Source organism: Pseudomonas sp. GW-45, assembly GCF_056896675.1.
Genome location: NZ_CM167674.1, coordinates 957,139 through 978,401, shown reverse-complemented (window position 1 = coordinate 978,401; position 21,263 = coordinate 957,139). Strand labels below are relative to the sequence as shown.

The 21,263-nt window shown below is 57.5% G+C and carries 22 protein-coding genes; 3 read left to right on the top strand and 19 right to left on the bottom strand.

Going from position 1 to position 21,263, the window contains the following annotated elements:
• Positions 1 to 94: 94 nt before the first annotated feature.
• Complete coding sequence (gene zipA / locus AC1XYH_RS04435; RefSeq protein ID WP_483325457.1) at positions 95 to 931, bottom strand: cell division protein ZipA; 837 nt, start codon at positions 929 to 931, stop codon at positions 95 to 97.
• A gap of 86 nt (positions 932 to 1,017) precedes the next feature.
• On the bottom strand, positions 1,018 to 4,512 hold the full coding sequence (gene smc / locus AC1XYH_RS04430) for a chromosome segregation protein SMC (protein WP_483325456.1): 3,495 nt from the start codon (positions 4,510 to 4,512) through the stop codon (positions 1,018 to 1,020).
• Positions 4,513 to 4,701: 189 nt separating this feature from the next.
• Here smc and AC1XYH_RS04425 point away from each other — a divergent pair, with 189 nt between their 5' ends.
• On the top strand, positions 4,702 to 6,036 hold the full coding sequence (locus tag AC1XYH_RS04425) for an MFS transporter (RefSeq protein ID WP_483325455.1): 1,335 nt from the start codon (positions 4,702 to 4,704) through the stop codon (positions 6,034 to 6,036).
• Between the two features lie 10 nt (positions 6,037 to 6,046).
• Here AC1XYH_RS04425 and AC1XYH_RS04420 read toward each other — a convergent pair whose 3' ends face one another.
• The 10 genes from AC1XYH_RS04420 to ccmA form a co-directional block, all read right to left on the bottom strand.
• On the bottom strand, positions 6,047 to 6,409 hold the full coding sequence (locus tag AC1XYH_RS04420) for a SpoIIAA family protein (protein ID WP_483325454.1): 363 nt from the start codon (positions 6,407 to 6,409) through the stop codon (positions 6,047 to 6,049).
• Positions 6,410 to 6,587: 178 nt separating this feature from the next.
• A complete protein-coding gene (gene ccmI, locus AC1XYH_RS04415) occupies positions 6,588 to 7,793 on the bottom strand; it encodes a c-type cytochrome biogenesis protein CcmI (RefSeq protein WP_483325453.1) in 1,206 nt (401 codons plus the stop codon).
• Positions 7,786 to 8,265 (bottom strand): cytochrome c-type biogenesis protein, encoded by a 480-nt coding sequence (locus AC1XYH_RS04410; protein WP_483325452.1) that lies wholly within the window; start codon positions 8,263 to 8,265, stop codon positions 7,786 to 7,788. The genes ccmI and AC1XYH_RS04410 overlap by 8 nt, the downstream gene beginning before the upstream one ends.
• Positions 8,262 to 8,816, bottom strand: coding sequence for a DsbE family thiol:disulfide interchange protein (locus tag AC1XYH_RS04405; RefSeq protein WP_483325451.1), 555 nt, complete (start codon positions 8,814 to 8,816; stop codon positions 8,262 to 8,264). Before AC1XYH_RS04405 ends, AC1XYH_RS04410 begins: the two co-directional genes overlap by 4 nt.
• Complete coding sequence (locus tag AC1XYH_RS04400) at positions 8,816 to 10,783, bottom strand: heme lyase CcmF/NrfE family subunit (protein ID WP_483325450.1); 1,968 nt, start codon at positions 10,781 to 10,783, stop codon at positions 8,816 to 8,818. Before AC1XYH_RS04400 ends, AC1XYH_RS04405 begins: the two co-directional genes overlap by 1 nt.
• 12 nt (positions 10,784 to 10,795) lie before the next feature.
• A complete protein-coding gene (ccmE, locus tag AC1XYH_RS04395; protein ID WP_483325449.1) occupies positions 10,796 to 11,260 on the bottom strand; it encodes a cytochrome c maturation protein CcmE in 465 nt (154 codons plus the stop codon).
• The gene (gene ccmD / locus AC1XYH_RS04390; protein WP_483325448.1) at positions 11,260 to 11,427 is read right to left on the bottom strand and encodes a heme exporter protein CcmD; all 168 of its coding nucleotides are present in this window, start codon (positions 11,425 to 11,427) and stop codon (positions 11,260 to 11,262) included. The genes ccmE and ccmD overlap by 1 nt, the downstream gene beginning before the upstream one ends.
• Complete coding sequence (locus AC1XYH_RS04385) at positions 11,424 to 12,167, bottom strand: heme ABC transporter permease (protein WP_483325447.1); 744 nt, start codon at positions 12,165 to 12,167, stop codon at positions 11,424 to 11,426. The genes ccmD and AC1XYH_RS04385 overlap by 4 nt, the downstream gene beginning before the upstream one ends.
• A gap of 19 nt (positions 12,168 to 12,186) precedes the next feature.
• Positions 12,187 to 12,861, bottom strand: coding sequence for a heme exporter protein CcmB (gene ccmB / locus AC1XYH_RS04380; protein ID WP_483325446.1), 675 nt, complete (start codon positions 12,859 to 12,861; stop codon positions 12,187 to 12,189).
• The gene (ccmA, locus tag AC1XYH_RS04375; protein WP_483325445.1) at positions 12,861 to 13,496 is read right to left on the bottom strand and encodes a cytochrome c biogenesis heme-transporting ATPase CcmA; all 636 of its coding nucleotides are present in this window, start codon (positions 13,494 to 13,496) and stop codon (positions 12,861 to 12,863) included. The genes ccmB and ccmA overlap by 1 nt, the downstream gene beginning before the upstream one ends.
• Positions 13,497 to 13,675: 179 nt before the next feature.
• Here ccmA and fliK point away from each other — a divergent pair, with 179 nt between their 5' ends.
• Together fliK and AC1XYH_RS04365 are read left to right on the top strand one after the other, a co-directional pair.
• Positions 13,676 to 15,412, top strand: a complete 1,737-nt coding sequence (gene fliK / locus AC1XYH_RS04370; RefSeq protein WP_483325444.1) for a flagellar hook-length control protein FliK — start codon at positions 13,676 to 13,678, stop codon at positions 15,410 to 15,412.
• Complete coding sequence (locus tag AC1XYH_RS04365; RefSeq protein WP_483325443.1) at positions 15,412 to 15,753, top strand: EscU/YscU/HrcU family type III secretion system export apparatus switch protein; 342 nt, start codon at positions 15,412 to 15,414, stop codon at positions 15,751 to 15,753. Before fliK ends, AC1XYH_RS04365 begins: the two co-directional genes overlap by 1 nt.
• Before the next feature lie 41 nt (positions 15,754 to 15,794).
• Here AC1XYH_RS04365 and AC1XYH_RS04360 read toward each other — a convergent pair whose 3' ends face one another.
• The 7 genes from AC1XYH_RS04360 to AC1XYH_RS04330 form a co-directional block, all read right to left on the bottom strand.
• A complete protein-coding gene (locus AC1XYH_RS04360) occupies positions 15,795 to 16,202 on the bottom strand; it encodes a DUF2802 domain-containing protein (RefSeq protein ID WP_483325442.1) in 408 nt (135 codons plus the stop codon).
• Positions 16,202 to 16,681, bottom strand: a complete 480-nt coding sequence (locus AC1XYH_RS04355) for a chemotaxis protein CheW (RefSeq protein WP_483325441.1) — start codon at positions 16,679 to 16,681, stop codon at positions 16,202 to 16,204. The genes AC1XYH_RS04360 and AC1XYH_RS04355 overlap by 1 nt, the downstream gene beginning before the upstream one ends.
• Before the next feature lie 92 nt (positions 16,682 to 16,773).
• A complete protein-coding gene (locus AC1XYH_RS04350) occupies positions 16,774 to 17,523 on the bottom strand; it encodes a CheW domain-containing protein (protein WP_483325440.1) in 750 nt (249 codons plus the stop codon).
• Between the two features lie 102 nt (positions 17,524 to 17,625).
• A complete protein-coding gene (locus AC1XYH_RS04345) occupies positions 17,626 to 18,420 on the bottom strand; it encodes a ParA family protein (RefSeq protein ID WP_483325439.1) in 795 nt (264 codons plus the stop codon).
• An 86-nt stretch (positions 18,421 to 18,506) separates the two neighbouring features.
• Complete coding sequence (motD, locus tag AC1XYH_RS04340) at positions 18,507 to 19,364, bottom strand: flagellar motor protein MotD (RefSeq protein WP_483325438.1); 858 nt, start codon at positions 19,362 to 19,364, stop codon at positions 18,507 to 18,509.
• A gap of 26 nt (positions 19,365 to 19,390) precedes the next feature.
• A complete protein-coding gene (locus tag AC1XYH_RS04335) occupies positions 19,391 to 20,131 on the bottom strand; it encodes a flagellar motor protein (RefSeq protein WP_483325437.1) in 741 nt (246 codons plus the stop codon).
• Positions 20,131 to 21,246, bottom strand: a complete 1,116-nt coding sequence (locus AC1XYH_RS04330; RefSeq protein ID WP_483325436.1) for a protein-glutamate methylesterase/protein-glutamine glutaminase — start codon at positions 21,244 to 21,246, stop codon at positions 20,131 to 20,133. Before AC1XYH_RS04330 ends, AC1XYH_RS04335 begins: the two co-directional genes overlap by 1 nt.
• Positions 21,247 to 21,263: the final 17 nt, after the last annotated feature.

Sequence of the window (21,263 nt, the reverse complement as noted above, 5' to 3'; positions counted from 1 at the left end):
TGGCGCAAGTCGTCAGGCGACAAATACGCGGAGAAAGTGAATGCAGGGAGTCAAAACAACAAAGCCCGGCATAACCGGGCTTTGTGGATGCGCGTCAGCGGCGCTGGCTGTAATGCCGCCGTTCAAACTCGGCGATACGCTGGCGGTAGTGCTCGATGGTTTGCGCCGTTAGCACACTCCGCTGATCGTCTTTCAAGTCGCCACCCAATTCGTGGGATAGCTTACGTGCAGCGGCAATCATCAGATCCAACGCTTGCTTAGGGTGCCGCGGGCCGGGCAGCCCCATGAAAAAACTGACCGCACGGACGTTGCCTTGATCCATTTCTGCCAGATCAAATACGCCGGGCTTGAGCGCGTTAGCCATGGAGAACAAAACGTCTCCGTTGCCGCTCATGCTTTCGTGGCGATGAAAGATATTCATATCGCCGAAGCGCAATCCGCTTTCGAGAATGCTCTGATGCAGCGCCGAACCAACAAAGCCCAGCTCATCCCGGGCGACGACGTTGATCACCAACACCTCTTCCACGGGCAACGATTCCTGCTCTGGCTTTGGCGCGGTATCAGGCTTGCGCTGCTTGGCGGGTTTACTGGTTACAGACTCTTTACGTGCAACTGGATCAACCAGTACCGGTGGCTCTTCGAGGTCCAAACCTGCTTGCTGCGGCTCATGCCAGTCAGCAGCCGACTGCGCATCAGCCACATCATCCAGCGCGGAGCCGAACGAAGGTTCTTCGCGCTCGTGCTTGCCGATGATCCGTGGCGGACCAAGCAAATCGTCCTTGTCTGCCTCTTCTGGCAAATCGCTGAGGTTGCGCTCTAACTTAAAGCGGATGCGCGAACGCCCGCCCATACGGCGCCAACCATCAAACAGAATGCCTGCGATGACAAGAAGCCCAAAAATGAAAAGCCACTCACGCAAACCGAAATCCATGAATACCTGTTCCTGTTCTTACAATTCTGTTTGAGGCCAAGGCCCCGCTGTTATCTGGCCGGATGCTAGCACGCCCGTCGAAAACTTTACACTGCCGCCAGTGCTACGGCCTCTTCTACGTCTACTGTGACCAGTCTTGAGCAGCCAGGTTCATGCATGGTTACGCCCATTAACTGATCTGCCATCTCCATCGCAATTTTGTTATGCGTGATGTAGATAAACTGAACCCGCGCCGACATTTCCTTGACCATGCGTGCGTAACGCGCCACGTTGGCGTCATCCAGCGGGGCATCTACCTCGTCGAGCATACAGAACGGCGCCGGATTGAGCTGGAATATGGAGAACACCAGGGCAATGGCGGTCAACGCCTTCTCGCCACCGGACAACAGGTGAATAGTACTGTTCTTTTTGCCAGGCGGGCGCGCCATGATAGTCACGCCGGTATCCAGCAAATCATCTCCCGTCAGTTCCAAATACGCATTACCGCCGCCAAATACCTTGGGAAACAGCGCCTGCAAGCCTTGATTGACCTTGTCGAAGGTCTCCTTGAAGCGGGCACGGGTCTCACGGTCGATTTTGCGGATAACCTGTTCCAGCGTATTAAGTGCTTCGTCCAGGTCAGCGTTCTGTGCATCCAGATAGCGCTTGCGCTCTGATTGTTGCTCATACTCTTCAATAGCCGCCAGGTTAATTGCGCCGAGACGCTGAATTCGCGCATCCAACTGAGCTAATTGTTGCTCCCAATCAGACTCGGTTGCACCTTCGGGCAGGGTTTCGATCACGCCGTTGAGGTCATAACCTGCCTCCAGCAACTGCTCTTGCAAGCCCTGACGGCGGGTTTGCAGATCGCGGGCGTCCAGCCGCTGCTCATCCAGCTGCTGGCGCAGTACCTGAGCTTGCTGTTCGGCTTGTACGCGGCGGGTCTCTTGCGCACGCATCTGTTGATCAACACCTTCCAGCGCCTGCCGTGCGCTGGTCAGCTGTTGCTCGACCTCGACACGCTGCTCCAGTAGGGTCTCCAGCTCAATACGCTGATCGTCTTCCGGCGCCTGGCTTTCTTCCAGTGTCATGCGTAACTGCTCACGCCGCTCGCCGAGACGCTCCGCCTGCATTTCCTGGCGCTCCAACCCCTGGGAAGTGCTGTTTTGCTGCGCTTTGAGCGACTGCACACGCAATGCCAATTGATGCGAGCGGTCTTTCTGCTGGCGACCTTGTTGACGCGCCTGATCCAATGCCTCACGTGCCTGATCACGTTGGCGCAGCAGCTCTTCACGCTGGCCGGTGTCTTGCTCCATGCTGTCGAGCGCCGCCTGCAATGTCAGCCGCGCTTCGCCTATCTGCTCCAGCTCATCGCTGCGCTGCTGCTTGATGTCGTGCAGGTCGTCACCAATGCGTTGGCGCCGCGCGGTGATTTGCTCCAGCCGCACCTGCTTGGCTGACCACTGTGCTTTTAGATCGCCTTGTTGCCGGCCTAACCCGGAGATGGCCTGCTGCAGCGCTTCACGTTGCTGCTCAAGGCTGCGAATTCGCTCACGCAGATCACCGAGCCGCTGTTGGCTGCTGTCGAGCGCCAGTTCCTGCTCGCTGAGCAGCGCCTGCAGCTGCTCCATTTCCTGTTGACGCGCCAGCACACCGGACTCGCTAGCCTCACCACGCCGGTAGCGCAGCCAGTTAGGGCCAAGCCAGTGGCCTTGCGGCGTAATCAACGATTCATGCGCCGCCAGCTGTTCACGCTGCGCCAGAGCCTCAATCAGGTTTTCAACCGGGCGAATACTGCCCAGCCAAGAGCTCAAATCAATCTTTGATGTGACCTTGTCGAGCAAGCTGCCTGAGTTGCGCTGCCCGGCGCTGCGGGTATCCAACAGGCGCAGATTGCCCTGTTCAAAATCAGCCAGCGCTGCGCTCAACGCACCCACATCGTCCAAACAGACTGCTTGCAGGTCATCCGCGAGAACGGCTTCCACCGCCTGTTCCCAACCACTTGCAACCTGGATCTGTTCGGCCAACTGGCGGCCACCGGCCAGCCCTTGGGCGGCCAGCCAATCGCCCACGTCGCTACCCTGATCCAACGCCGACTGCTGCAACGCTTCCAGCGAAGCGAGGCGGCCGCTACCGCGTTGCATTTCACCGCGGCGAATATCTTGCTCTTGCTGCAGGGCATTAAGATTGTCGCGTTCGTGTTGCAGCGTCTCAGTGACATCCACTAGCGCCAGCTGATCGCCCTCGCCGCGCATTTCCAGCTCGGCCAACTGCTCGCCCAGCTCCACCAACTCGTCGTCCAATGGACCAGAGTTCAAGCTGCTGCGCTCTTCCTCGAGACGCTGAATGCGCTCGCTGAGACGTTCAACGGCCTGTTCAATATGCCGAATACGCGACTGTTCGACTTCCGCCTGCTGACGCGGCACTGCCGCCTGCTGATTGAACTGCTCCCAGGCCTGCTGCCAGCTCTGCATTGTTTCTTCGGTAGTTTGCAGTTGCATCGCCGTATCGTCGTCAGCAGCGCCTGCTAGTTCCAGCTCTGGTTCCAGCTGGCCAAGCTCATTCTGCAAATCGGCCAACAAGGCCTGATCCTGAGTCAGGTGGCTTTGCGCTTCCTGCCAGGCCTGCTCGGTTTGCTCGATATCATCGTGCAGCTGTCGCTGACGGTCGCGATTGAACTGCAATATCTGTTCAATTCGGCTGATATCGGCGCCCAAACTATAGAAGCGCGCCTGCACCTGATTAAAGCGCTCATTGAGATCGCTGTGTTGATCGCGCTGCTTTTCAATTTCGCTATCGGCGTTGCGCTGTTCGGCAATCAACGCTTCGAGCGCCACTTCCAGATCGCGCACACGATGCTCACGGTCACCTGTCTGCGCGTTCAGGCCCTGCCAACGCAGCGCCTGCAGCTGTGCCTTGAGTTGGCGTTCTTCGGTTTTGTATTCCTTGTATTTTTCTGCGGCTTGCGCCTGGCGGTGCAGGTGGGTGAGCTGCCGCTCGAGTTCGTCGCGCAGATCGGTCAGCCGCGACAGGTTCTCGTGGGTGCGGCGAATTCGATTCTCGGTTTCGCGGCGACGTTCTTTGTATTTGGAGATCCCCGCCGCTTCTTCGATAAACAACCGCAGCTCATCAGGCTTGGCCTCAATCAGCTTGGAGATCATGCCCTGCTCGATGATCGAGTAGCTACGCGGGCCTAGGCCGGTGCCCATAAAAATATCAGTGATGTCGCGGCGACGGCACTTGGTGCCATTAAGGAAATACTGATTCTGTGCCTCGCGGGTGACGCGGCGGCGAATGGATATCTCGTTGTAACCCGCGTACTCACCCTGCAAGGTGCCATCGCTGTTGTCGAACACCAGTTCGATCGACGCCTGCCCTACTGGCTTACGCGTATTGGAGCCATTAAAGATGACGTCGGTCATCGACTCGCCACGCAGGTTCTTGGCCGAGCTTTCGCCCATCACCCAGCGCACCGCATCAATAATGTTGGACTTGCCACAGCCGTTCGGCCCCACTACCGCTCCCATATTGGTTGGGAAGTACACGGTGGTCGGGTCCACGAAGGATTTGAAGCCTGCCAGCTTGATGCATTTCAATCGCATGGATGAAGCATGTCCTTGCTTTACTCGGCGGCTGTTGCGGCCAGAAAGGGTCGGCAACAGGATAAACCCGCATTTTTACGCACTCTGCCGGGCAAAGAGAAGCCCCGAACGGCAAAACAGCCGTGATTGGCGCCAGTAGCCAAGCGCGGACAACTGCGGCAAACTCCTCCGCCAACGCTATCAGCCACCATGAGATACCTGCAAACCATGCGCCTGGACCCCGACCTGAACGGCTTGTACAGCAAGCTGATGAATGAAGAGGACGCCCGCGTCTGCAAGGACATTCCCGACGGCGCCTGCACTGATGTCCCCCAGAACTTTTTCCGCCAGGTGCTGGCCACCACGCTGACCAGCCTCGGCGACACCCTGACGAATCCAAAAACCACCTTGGCCTGGTTGCTGGGCGTTGTGGGTGCGCCTGTCGCACTGGTTGCGTGGCTGGTGCCCATTCGCGAGTCCGGTTCCATGTTGCCGCAGCTGTTTATCGCTTCCTACGTGCGGCAGTTCAAATATCGCAAGGGAACCTGGATTCTCGGTAGCCTGTTACAGGCCGCTGCTCTAATGGCAATGGGTGCTGCGGCTTGGCTCACCGAAGGTACCTTGGCGGGCTGCCTGATTATTCTTTGCCTGATTGTTTTCAGTTTGGCGCGCGGGCTGTGCTCGGTAGCCAGCAAAGACGTGATTGGCAAAACCGTACCCAAGACACGGCGCGGCCGCCTGAACGGTTTGGCTAGCAGCCTTTCCGGCTGGCTCGCTCTGGCCTTTGGTGTGTACTGTCTGATCTGGCCACCGCAGGACGACGACATGCTGTTCTACGCTGCGCTGCTGGTCGGCTCCGCACTGCTCTGGGTATTGGCTGCTTGGGTGTATCGCACGATAGATGAAGCGCCCGGCGCCACTGACGGCGGCGGTAATGGCCTGAGAGAAGCCCTTGGGCGCATTAGCCTGCTGCGCGACGACAAACCCTTCCGCCGCTTTGTGATTACCCGCGCGCTGCTGCTCTGCTCGGCATTATCTGCGCCTTACTACGTGATCCTCGCACAGGATTTGGACACCAGCTTTGGCATGCTCGGCGCCTTTCTGGTCGCCAATGGACTGGCCAGCAGCTTGAGCGCCATGGTCTGGGGACGCATGTCGGACAAGTCGAGCAAGCAGGTGCTGATTCGCGCGGCCTTTATTGCCAGCCTGTTAGGGCCGGTGGTAATTGCGCTACATGCTTTCTCGGTACTGCCGGAGAGTCTGCAGGTATGGCTTTTTCCGGTCGCGTTTTTCATTCTGGGGATAGCCCACAGCGGCGTGCGAGTGGGCCGCAAAACCTACGTTCTGGATATGGCCGGCGGCAGCAAACGTACCGATTATGTCGCCGTAAGTAACAGTGTCATCGGATTGATTTTGCTGGCGACGGGGCTGTTTGGCCTGCTCAGCTCACTGATTGGCGCAGCCGGCATGCTGCTGTTGTTGTCGGGCATAGGACTGCTGGGCGCGCTACTGGCTTTCAGCCTGCCAGAGGTACAGCAAGACTGACTTCGGACTCTCAACTGGCCTGCACCCAATCTCGCGCTGCGTCGGTCTGATCTGAGGGAAACACACGTACGTCGATGGAGCTGAACAGCTTGTCGGCTAGGCTGGCCATCTTTTCCATCCAGTGTCTGTCGGTAACGACAGCTTCACGCTCAAAACGCCCCCAGTGACTGAGGCCGTACTTCATATCCTTGTAAAAGGCTTCCACGGAAATACCATCGAAACTCGGCATCTCCACGTACATCCGAATCCTTTCGTGCTTCTGCAAAGCGACTTCTATCAAGACGATTGCCTGATCCAACACGTCAGTGGTGATCTTGCCTTCGATACGAAAGCCCACCACACGGTCGTCGGCAAAGGGAATGGAGGTCAACATGGCTTGCCTCGCTTGCCTGCGGAACAGGCGTCATTGATGCAGCTACTACGCAGGCACCAGCATGGCACCCGTCTAGTTGTTTCGACACACAAGAGGCAATCGGGTTCAGCATAAAAAAACGCCCCGCCAGCAATACCGCCGACGGGGCGTTGAGAGATATCCACAAAATGACTGTGGATCAGTCAGCGGTGCGGTCGATGATCAACTGCAGCTGCTCGTCACTGCCGGCGTGTACGTTATCCAGCTGGCCCAGGTGCGTGCCTTCGCGCGCGTCGCCAGTCGGTGAAACCCGTGCCACCAGCTGCAATGACTGCTCCGCACTCAGCGTGACGCCAGGCAGCATGGCATCGGCCTGAGTCAGGGTGATATCGAGCGGCAGCTGAGATAACGTCAGGCGCTTGGCAATCAATGGCATCGGCGGGCCATTGGGCTCGCGGGCAAATACAAACACGCTCGAGTTTGGGTCAAGTTGCGCCATCAGCTCAGGCGCAACGCTGACTGTGAGACGGATCGCCGGGCCCTGCTCTTGCTCGACAGGAGCAGTATCACCGGCAGCAGCCATACGCTCACGGGCACGGTCTATGCCGCCTTGGATCGCTTGCGCGCCTTGACTGCCAGGCTCTGTGGCTTGCAGCAAGCGCTCCCAGTAACCGATGGAACCGTTGTAATCACCCGCCTCGAAGGCAGCAATACCCAGCAGACCCAATGCCGTCGGATTATTGGGTTGCAGCTCAAGCGCTTTATCCAGTGCCGCCACAGACTCGGGGTCCAGCTGGTTGCCGTTGGCGAAATAGCGCGCCTGCGCCAATTGCGCCAATACATCAGGCGCCTCGCCCATTTGGTTCAAACTATTACCAAAAGCCTGCACCGCATCGGCTGGGCGCTGCGCACTCATATAGGCGCGACCCAGCATGTACCAGGCTTCGCCATTGGTCGGCTGTACTTCAACCACGCGCTCGGTGCGGTCGATCAAAGCTTCCAAGCTGCTGACCTGCGGGGTGTCCTGCATCTCGCGATACAGCGCCAGCCCTTCGGGATTACCCCAGAGCTGATATAGGCCGACCACCAGCAATGGCAGTACTAGAGCAGAGACCAGCAGTACGCCAGCGACGCGGCGGGTCAAAGGCGCCCGCTTGGCGTCTGCTGTGGCGGTATCCTCAAGCAACAGGCGACTCGCTTCTTGCTGAGCAGCTTGGACTTGAGACTCGGTTAACTCACCGGCGCGCTGCTGCGCCTGCAACTCGGCTACGCGCTCTTCATAGAGGGCGACGTTCAACGCGGTACGGTCAACCCGTTCATTGCTGCGGCGACGCCATAGCGGCCAGACCACTACCACCACCGCCACCAACAACAAAGCAGCGGTACTCAACCAAAAATCAATCATCTCGTTTCTTCTTTTCTTCCAGCAGTTGATCCAGCTGTTGCTGCTCTTCGCTGGTCAAAATGGTTTCCAGCGGGTCTTTGGCAGCCCGCTGCCGCCGGCGTACCAGCATGAACACGGCGAGAAAACCCGCCAGCAGGAAAAACAACGGACCAAACCAGAGCACCAGTGTTTCGGCGTTCAGCGCGGGGCGATAACGCACAAAATCACCGTAGCGCGCGACCATGTAATCGACGATCTCGTCGTCACTGCGTCCATCTTCGAGTAGTCGAAAAACTTCATTGCGCAGGTCATGGGCAATCGGTGCATCGGAATCGGCAATATTCTGGTTCTGGCACTTGGGACAACGCAGCTCGGTACTGATCGAGTAAAAGCGCTCTCGTTCCTGTTCAGACTTGAACTCAAAGGTATCCACGGCAGCCTGAGCACTCAGCAGCACCGCGCCCAGCGTTAACCCTACTAACCAACGCTTCATGGCTTGGCTTCCTCAACTAGCGCTTGATATTGCGCAGCGAGTTCGCGTTCCCATACCTGCTCGTCGATCACACCGATAAACTTGTAACGCACTACACCTTCCGCATCGATCAGGAAGGTTTCAGGCGCACCATATACGCCCAGATCAAGGCCAAGACGGCCCTGCGCATCACTGATGTTCAGCTGATAGGGGTTATGGAAGTCTTTCAACCACTTCTGCGCAGCGATGGTTTCGTCTTTGTAGTTAACGCCGTGAATCACCACGCCTTGCGCAGACAGCTTATTCAGCACCGGATGCTCGACCCGGCAGGCGACGCACCAGGTCGCCCAGACATTGACCAATGCCGGCTTGCCCAGCAAATCGGCGCGCGTAATGGTCTGCTGCTCGTCCAGTACCGACGCCAAACTGAACTCGGGGAACGGCTGGTTAATCAGCGGTGAGGGCAACGTCAGTTCGTTCTTGCCCTCCTCCTTGCTCAGCAGGTCGCGCAGAAAGAAACCGGCCAGCAATAGAAAAATCAACAACGGTACAACCAAAAGTACCCGGCGCATCAGACTGCCTCCTCGGCATTATGCGGAGCTGTTTTACGCTGCCGCGCCTTTAGGCGGTAACGTTTGTCGCTGGCCGCCAGCAAACCACCGAACATCATCATCAAACCGCCGCCCCATACCCAGCGCACGAAAGGTTTGATGTGTACGCGAATCGCCCAGGCATCGCCTTCGAGTGGCTCGCCCATGGCAACAAAAAGGTCACGGGTGATGCCGGCATCGATGCCTGCCTCAGTCATCAGCTGATTTTTGACCTTATACAGGCGCTTCTCCGGATACAGCATGCTGACCTGACGGTCGCCCTTCATAACGCGCACACGACCCTGATCTGACACCCAGTTGGAGCCTTCGCGGTGCTGTACCCCCTCGAAGATGAATTCATATCCGCCCAACTCAAGCGTATCGCCTGGCGCCATGCGCAGATCGCGTTGATTGTCGAACAGACTGGCGCCGATGACGCCCACCGCGCACACGGCAATACCCAAGTGCGCAAAAGTCATACCCCAGTAACTGCGCGGCAAGGCACGTAAGCCCTTGCTCAAGCCTTTGTTGCGGGTTTTGTGCAGGATGTCGCGAATACTTGCACCGGCAACCCAGAACACCAGCAGCAACATGCTGCCAACCGACACCACGTGGTCACCGATCCACAGCGCAAGACCCAAGGCGCCAACGGCGGCCAGTGCCAGCACCCACTTCAGTTGACCAGTCAGCCAGGTTAGAGGCGTTTCTTTCCAACGGCTGAGAATACCCACCCCCATCGCCGCCATCAGAATCGCCATTAGCGGCAGGAACATGCCGTTGAAGTACGGCGGACCGACCGATACCAGCGTATCGAACGCCGACATGATCAGCGGGTAAAGCGTGCCCAGCAGCACCATGAGTGCCGCCACTACCAGCACTAGGTTGTTGACCAGCAAAAGTGCTTCGCGCGAGTTCCAGGCGAAACCAATCTGGCTCTTGACCACAGGTGCGCGCAGCGCATAGAGCAGCAAGGAGCCGCCCACCACAACCAGCAGAAAGCCGAGGATAAATATCCCGCGCTCAGGGTCTGTCGCAAATGCGTGCACCGAGGTGAGCACACCGGAGCGCACCAGAAAAGTCCCTAACAAGCTAAGCGAGAAAGCCGCAATCGCTAGCAGTACTGTCCAGCTTTTGAACACGCCGCGCTTCTCGGTTACCGCCAATGAGTGAATCAGTGCAGTGCCAACCAGCCAGGGCATAAATGAGGCGTTTTCTACCGGATCCCAGAACCACCAACCGCCCCAGCCGAGCTCGTAATAGGCCCACCATGAGCCCAGCACGATGCCCAGACTGAGAAACGCCCAGGCAACAATGGTCCAGGGGCGTGACCAGCGCGCCCACGCGGCATCCAAACGACCGCCCAGCAGGGCGGCAATCGCAAAAGAAAAGGCAACCGAGAAGCCGACATACCCCATGTAGAGCATGGGCGGGTGCACGATCAGGCCAAAATCCTGCAGCAAGGGATTAAGGTCGTTGCCGTTCGCCGGATGGAACGGCAGCTGACGATCAAAGGGGTTGGAGGTCATCAGCATAAACAACAAAAAGCCAACGCTGATCATGCCCATAATCGCCAGCACGCGACTCAGCATGTCCTCCGGCAGGTCGCGTGAGAAGATCGCTACCGCAAAGGTCCAAGCCGAAAGAATCAACGCCCACAACAACAGAGAGCCTTCGTGGCCGCCCCAGACTGCACTGACCCGGTAATACCAGGGCAACGCCGAGTTGGAGTTCATTGCGACGTAGGTCACGCTGAAATCGTTAGTGACAAACGCGTGCACCAGACAAAGGAAGGCGAAGAGCACAAACAGGCACTGCGCCATCGCTGCAGGCTGGGCAAAGCTCATCGCCAAGGAGTCGCCGCGCCAAGCGCCGTACAGCGGCACCGTCGCCTGCAATAGCGCCAGACAGAGGGCAATAATCAGGGCTATTTGCCCAAGTTCCGGAATCATGCGATCTCCACCTCAGTAATTGCTGGCCGGGGCGCCGTCGGCGGCCTTCTTCGCCTTAGCGTCGTTCATGGCCTTGGCCACTTCAGGCGGCATGTATTCTTCATCGTGCTTGGCCAACACCTCGTCGGCCTGCAGTACACCATCGGCGTCCAACCGTCCCAGCGCTACTATGCCCTGCCCCTCACGGAACAGGTCCGGCAAAATGCCGCTGTAGGCAATGGTCACAGCATGGGTGCCGTCACTGACGTCAAAGTGCACGTTGAGGCTGTCTTTTGACCGCTTCAAACTGCCTTCTACTACCATGCCGCCAGCGCGAATACGCGCCTGGTCTGGCACCTCTCCGGCGACAATTTGGCTGGGCGTATAAAACAGATTGATGTTCTGCTGTAGAGCCGATAGCGCTAGGGCTACCGCCGCCCCCACACCAAGAACGGCCAGCAAAATCAGAATCAGGCGCTTTCTGCGCAACGGATGCATTACAACTCCTCCCGCCGACGTCGGCGTGCTTCATCCTGCACCAGGCGGCGCTTTCCAAGCACCGGGGGCAGGAACAACAGAATCAGAACTGTCGCCGTAATCCCGTAGGCCGACCAGACATAAACACCATGACCGCCCATGGCCAAAAACGTGGGCAGGTTACTCATGCACTCTTCTCCAGAATCTCGCGGACCCAGCGCGCCTTGTGCTCGCGACGCAGCACTTCCAGGCGCATACGTAGCAACAGGTTAAGCGCAAACAGCCCATAAAAGGCCAGCACCATCACCAACAGCGGTAACCACATTTCTGCTGGCATGGCTGGTTTTTCAGTCACGGTAAAGGTGGCTGGCTGATGCAGGGTATTCCACCAATCCACCGAGTATTTGATGATCGGAATATTCACTACCCCAACAATGGCCATGACTGCGGTGGCCTTGGCTGCAGTGTCGCGATTACTGATCGCCATACGCAGCGCAATGATGCCAAAGTACAGAAATAGCAAAATCAGCATGGACGTCAGTCGCGCATCCCATTCCCAATAGGTGCCCCAGGTCGGCTTACCCCAAATCGAGCCGGTAATCAGCGCAACAAACGTCATCCAGGCACCGATAGGCGCGGCGCATTGCAGCGCCACGTCGGCCAATTTCATGCGCCAGACCAGGCCGACAATGCCTGCTACCGCCAACATCATGTAGCAGGACTGCGCCAAGATGGCGGCTGGCACATGGATATAGATGATCCGAAAGCTATTGCCCTGTTGATAGTCTTCAGGCGCGAACACCAAGCCCCAGACACAGCCAACAGCAAGCAGCAGCACACTGGCCACCGCTAACCAAGGCAACAGTTTGCCGCTGATTCCGTAGAACCATTTTGGCGAGCCCAGTTTGTGAAAAAATGTCCAGCTCATTCGCTGTTAATCTCCGCGCCTATTCACTTACGCTAATCCGCAAACCCGCTGCAATCGCCGAGGGTGCCAGACTCAAGGCCAGCAGCGCCAGACAGCCTAGCCAGAGCAGGTAGCCCAGCACAGGTAACCCTTGCAAAGCGGCGTCCATGGCACCAGTACCAAGAATCAACACCGGGATATACAGCGGTAGTATCAACAAGGCCAGCAACATACTGCCACTGCCCTTCAATCCAACGGTCAATGCAGCGCCTATTGCGCCCAGCAGACTCAAAACTGCGGTACCCAGTAACAGCGTAATACAGAGCGTAGGCATCACCGACCAGGGTAACGCCAACATCAAACCCAATACCGGCGCCAACAGTACCAGCAACAGGCCACACATCAACCAGTGATGCAGCACTTTGACCAATACCAGTAAGGTAAGCGGATGGGGTGACAACACCCACTGCTCCAGCGATCCATCTTCGAAGTCGCTGCGAAACAGGCCATCCAGTGAAAGCAAGGTCGCCAACAGCGCCGCCACCCAAATGATACCGGAGGCCATGCGCTGCAATAATTGCGGCTCAGGACCGACCGCAAGAGGGAACAGGGTGATCACGATCGCAAAGAAAATCAGCGGGTTAAGCAAATCGCCGGGACGGCGCCAAGCCAGTTGCCACTCGCGCTGAAATAACGGCCAGATTATCTGCCGCATCAGCTCACCCGCCCCAACTCAAGCCGCCGCACGCCAGCCACATGCGCGAGACTGTGATGGGTCGTCAGCACGACCCTGCCGCCGGATGCGGCAAACGCCATAATATGCTGCTCCAGCGTAAGCACGCCGGCCTGATCCAGAGCAGTGAAGGGTTCGTCCAAAATCCAAATAGGTGCGCCCGGCAGATACAAGCGAGCCAGCGCGACGCGGCGCTGTTGCCCAGCAGACAGCTGCCGACAGGGCACATCTTCAAAACCACGCAAGCCAACCTGCCCAAGGGCTTGCCAGATAACTTCACGGCCGACAGGCTGGGTTAACGCACAGAGCCAGCTAAGATTTTCTTCCGCTGTCAGCGCCGCTTTGACCGCTGGGGCATGGCCGATATATAGCAAGTTGCGTCGCCAATGCTCACGACCAGAACCCGCGAGTATCGACTTTTTAGCAAAATGAATATCACCAGCGGTAGCAGGCATCAACCCCGCGAGAATGCGCAGCAAGCTGGTTTTACCGGCGCCGTTAGGGCCTGCGACCTGCAACACTTCACCCGCCTGCAGGCAGAAGGAGACCGCGGAGAAAAGCTCGCGCTCATCCCGCTCACAGGCCAGCTCGATAACGTCGATCTGCTGCTTGCTCACTACCACTCCAGACACAGGCTAATTCGCACCGATACCATTGGACTCATGATTCCGGCATGCTGGCCGCTATACTCATTGAGATAGCCGCCAAATGCGGGCTTCAAGGCCCGTTCTATGGGGCGCCATTATACATACCCCCCTACCCCGGGGGACCGCGATTTACATCAACATGTGACAACATGAGCTCCGACTTTCGTCTGCCGCCGACCACTAGCCTTCCGCCCAGCGCGCCAACCACGCCTGCTGCGGCCCCGAGTGCGCGTAGCGGCGAGGCTATTAGCCTGGCGATGCAACTATTGCGGCCAATTGACGCACTGCAGCTCGGCACCGGCGAAAAGCTGCCTGCTGAAGTGGTGCAAAGCAGCCCCCGCGCTAACAGCGGCGGTCAATTCGACGTACTCCTGCGTATTGCTCGCGCTGATACCGGGGCCCCGGTAAACGTACAGGCAACCAGCCCACAGCCGGTTAGCACCGGCACACAGATGGTAGTCCAGGCGCTCAGCCAGACGCAGTTGATGGCAATTCTACAACCAGCCAGCAGCGCACCCACCGGCGACCCGCTGACCCGACTGGATCCAGCTCAGTTTCCTGCCGGTAGCACACTGCAGGCGCGTGTATTGAATCAACAGCCCATCACCGATACCGCCGGCAAGCAAATAGCTTTTGCACTGCTTGCAAAGATCGTACAGGGCGCGGGCAACGGCAGCCTACTGCAACTTACCAGCAGCCAGCCAGTTGAACCCGGCAGCCGTCTCAATGCCAGCGTGGGTGCGCAAGGCGAACTGCGGGTCCTCGCTAGCGGCGCACAACAACGTCAGCTGGATTTGTTACAGGGCCTGCGAACCACGCTGCAAAACCAGGCTTCCAGCGAGCCACTGCTCAATCGTCTCGATCAGTTGCAGGCCAGCCCGCGTGCCTTGCCCGCCGTACCGGCATTACAGCAGGCGGTGGCGCAGGTACTGCAACAAATCGCCACACCGCAACAGCTCACCACCGCTACCGGCGTCGCCAACGCGATCAAGCAGAGCGGACTATTTCTAGAGCCGAATCTGGCCAAACTAGCTGACTCATTTATTGCCCAAGCCGGCGCCAAGCAAGCCGGTAACGCTACTCCAGCAGGTACAGCAGAAACAGGTACGCACCAAAGCGCAATAGCACAACGCGCTATGCCGGCACTGGACAAACTGCTACCGCTACTTGCCAGTCTCTCAACACCCGGCGCCCCAGAACCTTTGGCAGGCGTCGATCTCAAGGGCACCCTGGTCAACCTATTGATCACCCTGCAGCAACAACTACCACCCGGCAGCCTCAACGCCTTGAACCTGCCGCCCGGTCCATGGCAACAGGCCAGCCAGGCCGCCGCACAACAACAGCTCAAACCCGGTATGTTCCCACTGCCCACCCGTGCACTGCAGGCACTGGGCGACAACAACGATCTGGGTAGCCTGCTGCGCCTCACAGCGGCTTTACTATCACGAATTCAGCACCACCAGTTTCAGAGCTTGGGTCAAACCCAAAGCTTCGCCGACGGCAGTACACAGACCACTTGGCAACTGGAAATCCCCATGCGCGACGGCCATCAATTCAGCCACGTACAAATGCGCATTCAGCGCGACAACGCTCCACCCAACGCCAAACAGGCCGAACCCGTGCCGCAATGGGAGGTAAGATTATCTTTCAACCTGGATGAGCTTGGCAGCCTGCAAGCCATTGCCAGGCTGCGCAAGGACAAGGTCAGCAGCGAGTTTTGGGCCGAGCGCGCCAACACCCTGAGCCTGGTGAACACACAGTTGACCGAGTTACGCGACCGTTTGCTGGCCAAAGGGCTGGACGTTGGTGAGCTCAGTTGTCACCGCGGCACCCCGCCACCGCCGCGCCAAGCGCTGCAGCAAACATGGATTGACGAGGTAACCTGATGAGCAGCACACGTGAAGCCATAGCGCTGGTGTATGACGGCGCGCAAGCACCGACCTTAACCGCCAAGGGCGAAGGTGAATTGGCCGAGCAGATCATTCAGTTGGCCATCGATTATGAAGTGCCGATTTACGAGAACGCGGATCTGGCCCGCATGCTGACTCAGCTGGAACTCGGCGATCAGATACCCGAAGCCTTGTATCGCACCATCGCGGAAATCATTGCGTTCGCCTGGTACTTAAAAGGCAAACGCCCGGACGGATTCAACCCGGATGGCGACCAACCACAACCGAAACGACTGGAACAAGATAAGCCAGGTCAGGATTCAGCATCAGAGGCGTAAAGAGAAACGAGCGTAAGCCAACAGAGCGCCCGTTAAGAAGCTCAGTTACGCCGAGTACCATGCAGTTTTACGAACAACTCGGCTTCTGATTTGGACAGGCCACAAGATTGCGTCAGGTCTTCGATACTCGCCCCCATACCAACCAAACGCGCCGCTTGACTGTAGGGCAGTGATTGCGGGTCTTGGGTTTCCAACTTGAGTTGTTTGTCTTCCAAGCGCTTGAGTTGGAGTCGCAGCGAAGTAAGCTCTTCCCCCATGCGAATGCTGCCTTGCTGGAAGGTCGCGAGATCTCTCGACAGCTGCTCCTGCCGCACGCGTTGCAGCTCAGCCTGCTGCTGCAACGCGTGCGGCAGACGGCGAACCTGAGCGAACAACACGACCAGTGCCGCCACAATCAACCCCATCACACTACCGAGCAGCAGCAACAGCGAAGGCTCGTTCATCGCCATCAAAATCCGGACAATTCAGCCCACTCATCCTCGGTCATCATCTTTTCCAGATCGACCAGAATCAGCAGTTCATCGTTTTTGTTACAAACACCCTGAATAAACTTGGCAGACTCATCGGTGCCTACGTTCGGTGCGGTTTCGATTTCTGACTGGCGCAGATACACCACTTCGGCCACGCTATCGACCATAATACCAACCACCTGTTTGTCAGCTTCAATGATCACAATACGGGTGTTATCGGTTATCGGGGCAGGTGTAAGACCAAAGCGTTGCCGGGTATCAATGACAGTCACCACGTTGCCACGTAGATTGATGATACCCAACACGTAAGAAGGTGCGCCCGGCACAGGTGCAATTTCGGTATGACGCAATACTTCCTGCACCTGCATCACATTGATGCCATAGGTTTCGTTGTCCAGGCGGAACGTCACCCATTGCAGGATCGGATCTTCAGCGCCTTGTCCCGAATTATTCTTCATTATCTTGCTTCCCGATCATCGTTGATAGCAGTCCAGCGGCCTGGGACGCTGAAGATGAGCTCTGACCACGAGGTCAGACGCCCTGTTTGTAGTTATCCTAATGCTGGCGTTGGGGCATTACCAGACGCCTGACTTGCCACACCCTTGACTATCAGGCTAGCTAGCGCGGATACATCCAGCAAGGCGCACATGTGATCTATCACAGTACCCGCCAGCCAAGGTCGTTTACCCTCCTGCGAGCGCCACTTAACTTGCTCTGGCTGCAGCCGAATGGATTCGTGCACCCCATGTACCGCCATACCCCAGTCATAGCCTTCTACCGAGATAACAAAAGACAAGCGCTCTTTCAGGTCATCGCTGTAGCGCTCAGGCATCACCCAACGGGCGGTATCAAGCACTTTTAAATTACCCGCCTGCGTCGGCATTATGCCAAGAAACCAGTCGGGCTGACCGAACAAGGGTGTGATTTCGGAATCTAACGGATAGATAGTTCCCAACGATACCAGCGGTACCGCCAGCTTCAACCCACCTACATCAAACAGCAGCGCTTCAAATGACTGTTCGCGCCACACCGGGTTGATTGCCGGAGCAGGTGCAACAAGTTCTTGCTCAGCAGTTTCCAGCACAGGCTCAGCTACCGCTGGTTCAATTACCGGTGGCAGAGCAACCCGCAATACCGGCGCAGGCGGCGGCTCAGCAACGGGCGCAGCTTCAAGCTGCACCGCTGGCTCAGTTTCGACGCGCGCCAGCTCCTCGGTCGCATCCTGCAGCAGCGCATCCAGATAATGCTGAATGGTTTGTTCCGGCACGAATTCTTGTACCGGTAATCTGGATTTACTCATAACACCCGCGCCATGTTGGTTTAACTGTGATGCACATCAATCACAGATCTTGAATCTATATCGGCGGCCGCCGTTAAAGCATTAGCCAGACAAAGGCCGCGTTCACGCGACCTGCTCGCGGCGGGACAGGCTCTGCGCCAGCAGATAACGCAGCAAGGCCCGGTAGGCCAAGACGCCGCGTGCGCCGTTATCCAGCTGCGACGGTACCACCCCAGCCAGGCTCGCATCGCGCAACTTGGTATCAATCGGAATATACGCCTGCCAGAGATGGTCAGCGTAGTCACGACGCAACATGCGCAGGGTGCTTAATGACGCCTGAGTACGACGGTCAAACAAGGTGGGCACTATGGTATAGGGCAGTGCCTGCTTGCGCGATCGGTTAACCATGTTCAGGGTGTGCACCATGCGCTCCAGCCCTTTAAGAGCGAGAAACTCCGTCTGTACCGGTATCACCAGCTGCTCGCAGGCAGCCAGGGCATTGATCATCGAAACGCCAAGCAGTGGCGGGCTATCGATAATCACGAACTGAAAGTCATTCCACAGTTGCGCCAGCGCCCGTGACAACACCAGGCCATAGCCACCCTGAGAGGCCGATTGCCGCTCTAACGTGGCCAGAGAAGTACTTGAGGGCAGTAACTGAATATTGGGGTGCGACGTATCAAGCAGTAGCGCCGCCGCCAGCCCCTCGGGTACCTGGCCATTGTGCTGAAACAGGTTAAATACGCTGCTGGTGAGTTGGTCGGGATCATGCCCGAAATAGCTGGTCATGGAACCATGCGGGTCCAAATCCACCACCAGCACGCGCTGACCCTGGTCCGCCAGCAGGCCAGCCAATGCCACAGCAGATGTCGTTTTACCCACACCGCCTTTCTGGTTGGCTACCGCCCAGACTCTCATGGCTTACCTCCGGGAGCATTCCTACACGGACATACTCCACTACACGTGATAAACGACAACATTTTGACAGCTAAGACCTGTTACAGCTAAGGAGTTGAATTCGATGCAGAACCCGTGCCAGACGGCTCAGCCGTGACTGGAGGGGTGGCTGATTCACTACGCGCTTCGCGCATCACGTCGACCGACTCCGGCTCTCCGCTAAAGGCTTCATGTCGCTTATCCACAAAACGTGACACCAGCAGTACCACTCGACGATTGGCCTTACGGCCCGCAGCAGTAGTGTTGTCCGCGACCGGCCTGAACTCACCATAGCCTACTGCAGCCAAACGGTCAGGATTGACTCCGCCAGTGGTCAACATACGTACCACACTGGCAGCACGCGCGGCAGACAACTCCCAATTGGTTGGATAGTTACCTGAACGCATGGGCACGTTGTCGGTAAAGCCTTCAACATGCACCGGGTTATCGTAGGGCGCCAGTATCTCGGCGATGCGGTCAACCAAGCCAAAAGCTGCGTCCAGCGGTAAAGCATCGCCACTGGGGAATAGCAGCCCAGAACTCAGTTCAATTTCCACCCAGAGTTCGTTGCCGCGCACCTCCAGATCGCCAGCTTGAATCAGATCGCCAAAGGCTGCCTGCATTGCCTGGGTAATATCCTGCAAAGCGTCACTGCCGCCGTCCTGCTGACCTGCTTGCGCGCCAGCGTCATCTTGCTTGCCAATACCACGCGGCTGTTCCTGACCAATCTGAATCGGATCTATCGATCGCTGCGGCTGATTGAATGCGCCCTCAAGCGTATCGGACAGGACTTTGTACTTGCCTTCGTTGACCGAAGAAATTGAATACATGACAACAAAGAAGGCGAACAGCAAGGTGATGAAGTCTGCGTAGGACACCAGCCAGCGTTCGTGGTTTTCATGCTCTTCATGGCGACGTCGCCGCATGCCGCTCTCCCCAGGTTCTGTCGACGCTAGTCGAGGAAGCCCTCGAGCTTCATTTCAATAGAGCGCGGATTCTCACCTTCGGCGATCGACAGCAAGCCTTCCAGCATCATTTCACGGTAACGCGACTGCTGCAGCACCACCGCTTTGAGCTTATGTGCTACTGGCAGTAAAAATAAATTGGCCAGCGCTACGCCGTAGATAGTCGCGACAAAGGCAACCGCAATACCCGACCCCAGCATGGACGGATCGGCCAAATTACCCATCACGTGAATCAACCCCATGACTGCGCCGATGATACCTATGGTCGGCGAATAGCCGCCCATACTTTCATAGACCTTGGCGGCCATCAGGTCGTGGTTTTCACGGGTCATCAGTTCGACCTCGAGAATACCGCGCAGCGCTTCAGGCTCGCTGCCGTCGACCAACAACTGCAGTCCTTTGCGGGCATAAGCATCAGGCTCCAGCTCGGCGATAGCCTCCAGCCCCAGCAGCCCATCCTTACGCGCAATGGTGCTCCAGTTGATAATTTGACCAATCCCTTCGCGCAAACGGTTTGAAGGGGGGAAAATAATCCAGCGCAAAATGACCAGAGCACGTTTAAAAACCGTCAACGGCGTCTGAATAAAAGCCGCGCCTAACGTCCCGCCAATCACAATCAGCGCTGCAGGCGCGTTTAAGAGCGCAGAAGCGTGCCCACCCTCTAGATAATTGCCACCCATAATGGCCACAAAGGCCAGAATGATGCCGATAATACTGAGAATATCCATCAGCCTATCTCTGCCAGATAACGCCCAATTTCATCCAGGCTGTAGATACCATCGGCCAAATTGGCCTTGGCTATCGCCATGGGCATGCCATAAATCACACAACTGGCCTCGTCCTGCGCCCATATGGAGCTGCCCGCCTGCTTAAGCATTCGGGCGCCTTCGCGGCCATCTGCGCCCATGCCGGTCAGCACGACCGCCAGCACTTTATCCTGGAAGGCTTTGGCCGCCGAACCGAAAGTAACATCAACACAGGGCTTATAATTAAGCCGCTCATCACCGGGCAGAATGCGCACCACGCCCCGACCATCCAGCATCATCTGTTTGCCGCCGGGCGCCAGCAGCGCTACGCCGGGACGGAGAACGTCACCGTCTTCCGCTTCTTTTACCGATATCCGACATAGCTTGTCGAGTCGCTCCGCAAAGGCTTTGGTAAACGCGGCGGGCATGTGTTGAATCAGCAGCAGAGGCGCTGGGAAATTACTCGGCAGCTGTGTCAGCACTTTCTGCAGCGCTACTGGACCGCCAGTCGAAGTGCCTATTGCGACCAACTTATAGCTGCGCTTGCGCGGCGCAGGGCTATTACGCGGCGCCGTTGCTGCCGGCTTGCTGACGGGAGAGGCGGTGTTACCGGCCACTGCGGCAGGTCGCGGCGCGCTACTGCCGAGATGGGGGGCTGGCTGCGCAGCCGGACTGGCGCTCAGGCCAAGCGAGCGGCGATTGGTGCGCGCCAACGCGTTGACGCGCTCGCAAAGCAACTGTCGCACCTTATCGGGATTGCGAGAAATATCTTCAAAGTTTTTTGGCAGGTAATCAGCGGCACCAGCATCCAGTGCATCCAGGCTGACGCGGGCGCCTTCATAGGTAAGCGAGGAAAACATGATGACCGGCGTGGGGCAGCGCTGCATGATCTGCTTTACCGCCGTGATGCCATCCATCACCGGCATCTCGTAATCCATAGTGATTACGTCCGGACGTAGCGACAGCGTCTGCTCGATAGCTTCTTTACCGTTGGTTGCCGTGCCGACAACCTGAATCTGCGGATCACCCGCCAGAATTTCGGTTACCCGGCGGCGAAAAAAACCCGAGTCATCAACCACCAGAACCTTGACCGCCATACCTTCTCCTGAACCCG

What these genes read in the sequence shown, in the direction of transcription:
- zipA (WP_483325457.1), bottom strand. Translation starts at nt 931, where the DNA reads ATGGATTTCGGTTTGCGTGAGTGGCTTTTCATTTTTGGGCTTCTTGTC.
- smc (WP_483325456.1), bottom strand. Translation starts at nt 4,512, where the DNA reads ATGCGATTGAAATGCATCAAGCTGGCAGGCTTCAAATCCTTCGTGGAC.
- AC1XYH_RS04425 (WP_483325455.1), top strand. Translation starts at nt 4,702, where the DNA reads ATGAGATACCTGCAAACCATGCGCCTGGACCCCGACCTGAACGGCTTG.
- AC1XYH_RS04420 (WP_483325454.1), bottom strand. Translation starts at nt 6,409, where the DNA reads ATGTTGACCTCCATTCCCTTTGCCGACGACCGTGTGGTGGGCTTTCGT.
- ccmI (WP_483325453.1), bottom strand. Translation starts at nt 7,793, where the DNA reads ATGATTGATTTTTGGTTGAGTACCGCTGCTTTGTTGTTGGTGGCGGTG.
- AC1XYH_RS04410 (WP_483325452.1), bottom strand. Translation starts at nt 8,265, where the DNA reads ATGAAGCGTTGGTTAGTAGGGTTAACGCTGGGCGCGGTGCTGCTGAGT.
- AC1XYH_RS04405 (WP_483325451.1), bottom strand. Translation starts at nt 8,816, where the DNA reads ATGCGCCGGGTACTTTTGGTTGTACCGTTGTTGATTTTTCTATTGCTG.
- AC1XYH_RS04400 (WP_483325450.1), bottom strand. Translation starts at nt 10,783, where the DNA reads ATGATTCCGGAACTTGGGCAAATAGCCCTGATTATTGCCCTCTGTCTG.
- ccmE (WP_483325449.1), bottom strand. Translation starts at nt 11,260, where the DNA reads ATGCATCCGTTGCGCAGAAAGCGCCTGATTCTGATTTTGCTGGCCGTT.
- ccmD (WP_483325448.1), bottom strand. Translation starts at nt 11,427, where the DNA reads ATGAGTAACCTGCCCACGTTTTTGGCCATGGGCGGTCATGGTGTTTAT.
- AC1XYH_RS04385 (WP_483325447.1), bottom strand. Translation starts at nt 12,167, where the DNA reads ATGAGCTGGACATTTTTTCACAAACTGGGCTCGCCAAAATGGTTCTAC.
- ccmB (WP_483325446.1), bottom strand. Translation starts at nt 12,861, where the DNA reads ATGCGGCAGATAATCTGGCCGTTATTTCAGCGCGAGTGGCAACTGGCT.
- fliK (WP_483325444.1), top strand. Translation starts at nt 13,676, where the DNA reads ATGAGCTCCGACTTTCGTCTGCCGCCGACCACTAGCCTTCCGCCCAGC.
- AC1XYH_RS04365 (WP_483325443.1), top strand. Translation starts at nt 15,412, where the DNA reads ATGAGCAGCACACGTGAAGCCATAGCGCTGGTGTATGACGGCGCGCAA.
- AC1XYH_RS04360 (WP_483325442.1), bottom strand. Translation starts at nt 16,202, where the DNA reads ATGGCGATGAACGAGCCTTCGCTGTTGCTGCTGCTCGGTAGTGTGATG.
- AC1XYH_RS04355 (WP_483325441.1), bottom strand. Translation starts at nt 16,681, where the DNA reads ATGAAGAATAATTCGGGACAAGGCGCTGAAGATCCGATCCTGCAATGG.
- AC1XYH_RS04350 (WP_483325440.1), bottom strand. Translation starts at nt 17,523, where the DNA reads ATGAGTAAATCCAGATTACCGGTACAAGAATTCGTGCCGGAACAAACC.
- AC1XYH_RS04345 (WP_483325439.1), bottom strand. Translation starts at nt 18,420, where the DNA reads ATGAGAGTCTGGGCGGTAGCCAACCAGAAAGGCGGTGTGGGTAAAACG.
- motD (WP_483325438.1), bottom strand. Translation starts at nt 19,364, where the DNA reads ATGCGGCGACGTCGCCATGAAGAGCATGAAAACCACGAACGCTGGCTG.
- AC1XYH_RS04335 (WP_483325437.1), bottom strand. Translation starts at nt 20,131, where the DNA reads ATGGATATTCTCAGTATTATCGGCATCATTCTGGCCTTTGTGGCCATT.
- AC1XYH_RS04330 (WP_483325436.1), bottom strand. Translation starts at nt 21,246, where the DNA reads ATGGCGGTCAAGGTTCTGGTGGTTGATGACTCGGGTTTTTTTCGCCGC.